Below are 7,964 nucleotides of genomic sequence, written 5' to 3' on the forward strand. Positions count from 1 at the left end.
CGCCGGGATCGTCTGCTGCGCCCTCCCGCAACCAATCCAGCCCAAAAATCTAATCGATTCAGTGACTTGCCGGAGCTCAAGTAATTTCGGCTTCAATGGCTTCTACAAAATCAATGGCTTAGGCCCATAGGTGCAAATCACCACGCAACCAATTTTGTCGGACCGCGATGGTGTAGGGCATGTTTCTAGGCCCATCTCGGGTGCCAGCAAAAGGCTTGAGCGAATCCTTTCCGTATGTTTTCCTCAACCGTATTCAGTTTTTAAGGCGAATTTCGAGGGGGGGGGAGTTGTTTCATTTCATCGATGCTGCGCTTTGTCCGCGCGGCAGCGCAGCCCAAACTCCGATATCTCCGTGACGCTTCCCGCCGGGGTTCAGGACGCGATCCAGAAGCGCATGGTGTCGGACGGCGCCGATCAGGGGTTCTTCGGCTACAAGTCTTGGTATCCCCTGCAACTGGCCGAGAAACCAAGTGGCGAGAAGCTCTACGGCAGCGATGAACGCGCAACCTACTACGGCGAGATCCGGGGCTACTATCCGGCGGGAAATGGCTACTTCCAGCCTTGGAACAGCACCTTTCACGCGGCCAGCTTTCAGGATCCGAAGGAAAAGGACATCCGGCACCGGAAGCACAAGGGCTTCGACCTTTACGCGCCCTATCTGCCATGGCCGATGGAGATACCAGTCTATGCGCTGGTCAACGGCGAGCTCTCGCAGCGCTCGCAGCACAGCAACTGGAATAGCCTCGGGAACCGCGCTGATCTGAGCTTCTCGGTCAAGATCGGCGGCAAGACGCACGCCATAGTCCTGAGCTACGGCCACCTCTCGCGGTTCGCGCCCGTGCCCGAGGGCCGAAAGATGCGAGGGGCGACGATTTTCGAAGTGAAGGCGGGCGATCTGATCGGGTTCATCGGTAAGTCGGGAAACGCCGACCGGGACCTGGAGAGCAGCTCGAAGGAGCTCGAATTCGGCGTGAACGCCGCGCATATCCACATCAGCGTGCGCACCGGCAGCACCACGCACGACCCCTATCCCATCCTGAACGAGCGCTTCGCCTACCACCCGGACCGCGTCGAGCTGTTCCCCGGCGATCCGAAGAAGTCGAAGGCCCGGCAGTACGACCGAGCGGCATTTGGCAACGACGGGCGGCTCAGGGCCGAGAACAAACTGCTCTACATCAGGGACTTCGCAGCCGGCTTCGACACCGGCACCCGGCCCGGCATCCGGATCGCCGAGCAGCCGAAGGACGAAAACGACCGCAGGCCGTCCCGCGTTCCGTTCCCCGGCGTCTACCGCGCCATCGACACCAATAACACGCGCTACCTGCGTGCCACGCAAAAGGCCTATGCCTTCGCCTCCTCTCGGCTGAACAGCACGAAGGCGAGTGACATCGAACATGTCCGCTACGCGCTCTTCGGCCCGGCGGCGGGCCAGCCGCTCCGCGAACCGTGGTTCAAGGCGTATCTGGAAGCCCGGAACAAGGACGTTTGGGGTGACACGCTGGCAGACAGCCTCGACCGCGCCAAAGGTAATGCCGCGAGCATGGCAAAAGCGACGGCGGGCACGCGCGCGCCCTATGCCGCCGCGATGTTGCTGTCGCTGCACGAGGCGATCTGGATTCTGATGTTCGGTCCGCTGATCTCGGGTCTTTGCCGTCAATGGGCGCTCACCGGAGGCGCGGAACCCCAGACCGGGATCGGCATCCGGGGTCAGGTCATGGCAACGCGCTATCACGAAACGGTCGGCGCGCTGCATGTGGCTTCGCTGAAGGGCACCTCGGTCTTCTCGGTCACCTGCGGCTCGGGCAGCCTGCGCCACGCGACCTTTCCGGAGCCTTCAAAGTTCGAGAACAAGGAAGGCATTGACGCGAAACCCTATGTCTATGGCGTCCTCAAAGACGTCTTCTGGGCCACCCGCGTGCTGCATGCCGTGATACGGCTCTCGGCGGACCGGCTTGAAACGGACAACGCGCTTGTCGCAAAGGTTCAGGCGCGCGTGACGGCGATCTCGGGCAAGGCTCTGGCGCTTGGTGAGAAGGCGACGGGCTATCTCGACGACGCGAAGGTCGAGGCATTCCGTAGCAATGTCCTGAAAGTTCTGGTGAGCAACAACGCGACCCTGTTCGAGGGGGCCACGAAGCTCTCGCGCCACGAGGACACGACCGCCGGGGCACCGCACCAGCCCAACCTAGAGTGGGTCGGGCATATGGGCGACGTGGCATGGTCTAGGGAAACGGGCGGGCTGCGGTATGAATGACCCGACGCTCTTGAAGACCAGCGCTCAGATCTGGGCGGACGGCGAGGTTTCGTTCGAGCGCAAGATCCAAATCCGCATCCAGCATTCCTCGGGCGACAACACCGGCAAGCTGTTATTCGAACTCGACGACAAGGATGGAAATCCGATACCCCTCGAGTTCGATCTCACAACCGACGACGGCATCCGCTTCGAGGTAACCACACCGGGCACACTGAAAACATGCCTCGGCTTCGCACCGGGCGGCGGTTCGGTGCTGAGCAAGGTGATCCTCGAACGAGGCGCGCCGCCCTTCGATCAGACCGCGCCCGCGTGGTCGATCCTGTTCTACTGGGATGTAACAGCGATTGCCTCGGAAGCGGTCGAATCCGCCGACGTCGAAGGCAACAGGATCGACGCGAAGGCAACGGCTATCATCCGCGTCTTCGCCGGGATCGGTATCGTCGACCCGAAGCTGCAGCTCGGCACGTCCGACATCCTCGTCCGCCTCGGGGTCGAGACCTTCATGCTGGACACCGGCTGGATGCCTTTGCCCAGCATCGGCGGCTTCAATCTGTCGAGCGATCCCGACGAGGAGCCCGACACGGACAACGACGGCTTCTGGTCGCCCTGGGAGATGCCGAACCTGCTTCAATGGTTCGAGGAGATCGTCGACACCGGCGATGACATCTTGAAGGAGCTGCCGAAGTACCGTTGGGACCGCGAGCTGCCGATCAACCTGAACCTTCCGCTTGGGCTCAGGTTCGAAGAACAGCGCTTCTCGATCAGCGGCAATCCGGACGACGGCTGGCTCATCGACGCCGATCTGCGTAAGCTGACCGCCTCGTGGGACGGCCAGAAGCTTGGTACGTGGGACGACTTCGCCGTCGGGCTAAGCTATTCCAGCGACCAAAACACCTACGTCTTTTTCGCGCATTTCGCGTCAGACAAGTATCCGAAAGCCGGCGAGGTAGACCCATACACGTTCTCGCTGCCCTTCGAACTACTCACGCTGCAAGCCGAGTGCTGGAGGCTGACACTGGGCCTATTCGGCACAGGCGGCGACGGCAGCGAAGGCAAGCCATTCACTTTCTGTTTCGACGGCGTGCTCGAGGTTGGCGGGCTGAAGATCACATCGGGCCTGTTCTCCAGGGAACCAGTTTACGAGACCGACCTTCGGCTGCATCTGCGCGATATGAGTGTGATGACGGCCGAGGGCAAGGGACTGAAGCTCTTCGCGGGCGAAGACGCCGAACCGTTCCTCGGCTACAAGCTAGACGTCCCGCGAATGACCTTCGTGCAGAAGCTGAAGGACCCGCCGCCGCCCAGCGCGCCGAACGAGAGTGGGTTGGAAATCCTCGACGGCGACTTCACCGCTGGAGAACGATTTCTCATCGCGTGGCAGCAGAAGGGCAACCAGCTGATCAAGGCGCTCGCCTCGGACATTCTGGGCACCGCGCCCGCGGGCAAGGTGCCGGACGACGCGAAGGCCTATCGGGCCGCGCTGGAGGTGGCTTGGTTCGCCGATGGCCCCGATGGCCGCACGACCCAGCTTAGGTTTGACTGGCAGGCGGTCGATACGCCGGACAATCCCGAAACTATCGAGTCCGACAGTCCCCACATCCTGCCGCACGAGGACGTTGCTTTCGATGGTGCCGTTATCGGACCCGGACGGTACGGGCTCGATCTTCCTGGCGTCTCGATCGGCGTCGTCAAGCCCGACACCCACAGCCTGGTCTATCGCCAGGGGCTGGACGGGGACGCGGCCTCCTACATGTTCCTCTGGCCGAACGCGCCGGTTCTCACCAACGATCCGAAAACCAGTCGGCCGCTCGCGAACATCTCGGTCGGCATGTCGCTCCGCGCCGAGGGCGGGCAGCGGCAGGTCCAGGACAGCGACCCGTTCCTCAGCCTCGCCATCGGCGTCACGACCGCACCCACGCCCTTCGCGCTCAGGGTCGTGGGCTGGAAGTCGGGCCAGGGCCCGCAGTTCTTCCGAATCGCGGAGCAGGGCGTTCCGGCAATCATCCCCCAGAGCTACAATACGGCCGGTCCGAATGAATGCCCGCCCCGACCGCTTCCGCGTCCCGCTCCGACGGACCTGGCCTACGAGGCGTTCCAGCCGATCAAGCTCGAAGAGGATGGGCCGTGGCGGCTGATGATCGAGCAGGCGGCGGACAAGGCGATTTCCAAGCTGTTCGGCGAGGCCGTCACGTTCTCGATCACGGATATCCGGCTCAACGAGGGCGACATCCTGATCGTTACGGCTCTCGCGATCGAGCTCTCGAAAGGCACCAAGATCGACGGCGCAGTCACCTTCCGCTTCGACCTAGACGATCTGTCTCTGCGCATCGACGGCGAGGCGGGGCTTGGGCTTTCGGTCGACGTGGACGACACCCCACCCAACTGGGCGGAGAAGCTGCCGCTGGAGGGCGGCAAGGGAAAGTATAAGTACACCGAGACCTCCATCGAACTGCTGAAGGGCCTGAAGCTGGACGGTATCTTCGAGAAGGATAAAGCGACCGAAGATACCGCCGATCTGTTCACCCTCGACATGACTGACGGGCGGATGGTTCTGAAGGCGCCGGAGAATGTCGACCTGATACTACGGAACGACGACGTCGGCGACGGGATGACCTTCCTCGTCACCGAACTCGAGATCGGACCGGCGGGTATCGACGTCGCCGCCTCGATGGTCGCGACGACGCTAAAACTTCCTGGACTGAAGACGCCGTTCCTACTCGAGGAGGCCGCGCTTCGGATCGTCGGCGGCAAATTGCAGGATGTTTCCATCAAAGGCTCGGGCCGGATGCCCGCGCTTCTGAACGAGGCGCCCTTCAGCTTCGAGATGCGCCTCACGCAGGGCGACGACAGCGTCGTGCGGATTGCTGATTTCGAGATCTCGCTGGGCGACGGCAAGGCACCGATCTTCTCGCGCGGGACCCGCTTCCGCTTCGATCTGACGAAGGTCACCATCGGCATGGACGATGCCGGCGGCATCGCGCAGCAGGCCTGGCACTTCCTGATCACCGGCTCGATGCAGTTCGTCCCGGAGGGGGCCGAGTACCTGTTCAACGTGCTAGAAGACTTCCAGTCGATCTCGATGGACTTCCTGGACGCGCCGCTGAGCGACGAGTTCTTCGAGCATGTCGAGCTGATCGCTACGCTGACCGAACCCAAGGTCTTCCCGCTGTTCGCGCTCTTCGAGATGGAGGTCCGCTCGATCGGGTTTCACCCCGCATTCGGACCGTTCGGGGGCAAACCGGCGATCATAATCGGCGGTCAGGCCAAGTTCGCCGATACGGGCGACGTGCTGAGCGCGAAGGTGGATTTCCACCGGATGTATATCGGCTTTCCAAAGCCGGGCGAGTTCCTGCCGCAGTTCTACTTCAAGGGCATCCGTGTCGAGATCGCGTCGGGCGGGTTCAAGATCGCGGGCGAGCTCAGGCACTACGACACCGACCTCCTGAAGGGCTTTGCCGGGTCGGGCACCATCCTGATCCCGGGGATGCCCGAGCTGACGGCCTCCTTCGCGTTCACCAAGCTGCGGGCGGAGGAAACCGACAGTTGGAAGCGGGGCTGGTTCATCGCCGTCGAGGCGGCGAAGATCAGCTACCAGATCGGGCCCTTGCCGATGTACCTCCGCCAGGTCGGGCTGGGCTTCGGCTACCGCTACACCTCGGTGATCATCAAGCGCTTCGAGGAGGAGGACCGGCTGGGGCCGCTGGTCGCGCTGATGAAACGCGAGATCAACAACCACCAGACGCTGGCCGATCTCGACGCCTGGGCACCTGACGCCGAGCGCGACGGCGAGCGCGGGCGCTGGTCGATCGGGCTGGAAGCAGTGTTCTCGATGGCCTCGGCCAACTCTGCCCCGTTCAAGTACAACGCCGCCGAAGAGAAGAAGCTGCAATCGGTCGTCGCGCAGCTTCTGATCTTCCTCCGCTCGGACCTGACCTTCCTCGCGGCGACCAAGGTTTGGTTCCCGGTTAGCGCGGACGATTTCTTCGAGAACCGGTCGGACATGCGACAGCGGCCGTTGGGAATCGGCTTCATGCTCTATTCCGCGCCGAAGAGCCGGCTTCTGATCCATGCCGCGAAAGGCAAAAACCCGTATCTGGGCCCGCCGGGCAAACCGGTTCCCGAGCAGGTCAAGAAGGTGCTCGACCAGTCGCATTTCGAGGCTACGTTTCTCGCCGAACCCGGCCTCGTCCATGCCGAGCTGGGCTGGCCCGACCGGCTGTTCTTCAAGTTCGACATGGGGCTAATGACGCTCGAATGCCGGGGCGGCGTCTTGTTCCGGGTCGAGCGCGGCGTTCTGGTGCAGGGCCTCTATTTCTCGGCGACCGGCAGGACCGAGCTGGGCGGAGGCCTGTCGCTGGGCATCGTCGGTGTCCGCGTTTCGGCCAAGATCACCGTGACGCTGGCGATGCGCCTGATGATCGGAATCCAGCTTGCGAAACCACTCGATTCCAACATCTACGCCGTGGTCGGCTTCTCGGTCACCATCCAGTTCACGATCCACGCCTGGTTCCGGCTGAACCTGCGCTTCGTCAAGATCAGCATCGACATCTATTTCCGGCTCGACCTTCAAATCGTCCTGGTGCTGGAGGTGGGATGGGCTGGTCGGGCTGACCTGGGCTTCCGTGGGCGCGCTACACTCATCGTCTCGGCCTTCGGGCGCAGCCTACAGGTCAAGGTTTCGGTCGCTGTCGGTGCCGACGGCGTCAACAGGGCGCGGAACGCGATGAAGCCCTACATGAAGTCCTATCTGGACGAGGGCGGCATCCCGCCCATCCCCGGTCTGACGCAGGAGCAGTCGCTGTCGAGCCTCGAACGGCGCGAGGCGGTCGCGGTCGAACGCACCATGGCCGCGCGCGGCATGGCGCGGAGCGAAACGCGCGCGATCCTGCGGTCGATGAACCTGGAGTTGCCCGAGGTCGCGAACGGGCCTCTCGCGATGGCCGCCGCGGTCGAGCCGCCAAAGGAGGACGAAACGCCATCCGAACCGCTCGATTTCCGTTTGGCGCTGGCGCGCGGCCAGTCCGACGCGGCGGGCGAGATGCGGCTCTGGTTCGGGTGGATCATGCCCTCGCCCGACACGCCGGCGTTCTACCCGGTGCCGAAGGATTTCGGCGGCAAGACGAAATACGCGGAGCTGAAGGTTCCCGATGACGGCTCCAAGGTCTACGTCATCGAGAAGGACACCAACGGATTCACCTGGAAACCGGCGAATTCTTTCGCACCCATCGACCTCTTTTGCCACCCTCATCTGACAACCAAGCCGGAGAACGAAGACGGCTCGGTCAGCGGAGTGTCGCTCTCGCTCGGCACGCAACTGGCGGGATGCTACCTCCCGGCCGTTGCCGCAAATTACGGAGACGAGAATAACCCGTTCCCCGGCAACTACGACGGAAAATTCGAACTATGCGCACCACGCAAAAAGATCGTCGAACGCCTGCGCGACGACCGGCTCGACACACCGGGTAGCGAGGCCGAGAACCCGCGCCGCCAGCTTGAGGAAGGCCGTCACGACTACGACGACGCGCTCTTGGCCGCCGCCGAGGAACAGGAGCTGGACGATCTGGGCGACGCCTTCGGCGCAGGTGCCCCCGACAAGGACTTGCGCAAGGCGCAGCTGGCCGATCAGGCCGAAGGGACGCAGTCCTATCTGGCCCGCGCCTTCGCCGACGACCTGAAGCGGCTGGCCGACACCACCCGTCTGGTCGGCGGT

2 protein-coding genes are annotated in these 7,964 nt (G+C 63.0%); both read left to right on the forward strand.

Translation table 11 applies throughout. From position 1 onward, the window contains the following. The first annotated feature begins 352 nt into the window (after positions 1-352). Positions 353-2,254, forward strand: coding sequence for a M23 family metallopeptidase (locus WBB85_RS14285; RefSeq protein WP_432639276.1), 1,902 nt, complete (start codon positions 353-355; stop codon positions 2,252-2,254). After that, on the forward strand, positions 2,247-7,964 hold a 5,718-nt coding region (locus tag WBB85_RS14290), incomplete at its 3' end, for a hypothetical protein (protein ID WP_432639277.1). The genes WBB85_RS14285 and WBB85_RS14290, both read left to right, overlap by 8 nt.

This window comes from Albidovulum sp. (assembly GCF_049646345.1).
Taxonomy (GTDB): Bacteria; Pseudomonadota; Alphaproteobacteria; order Rhodobacterales; family Rhodobacteraceae; genus Albidovulum.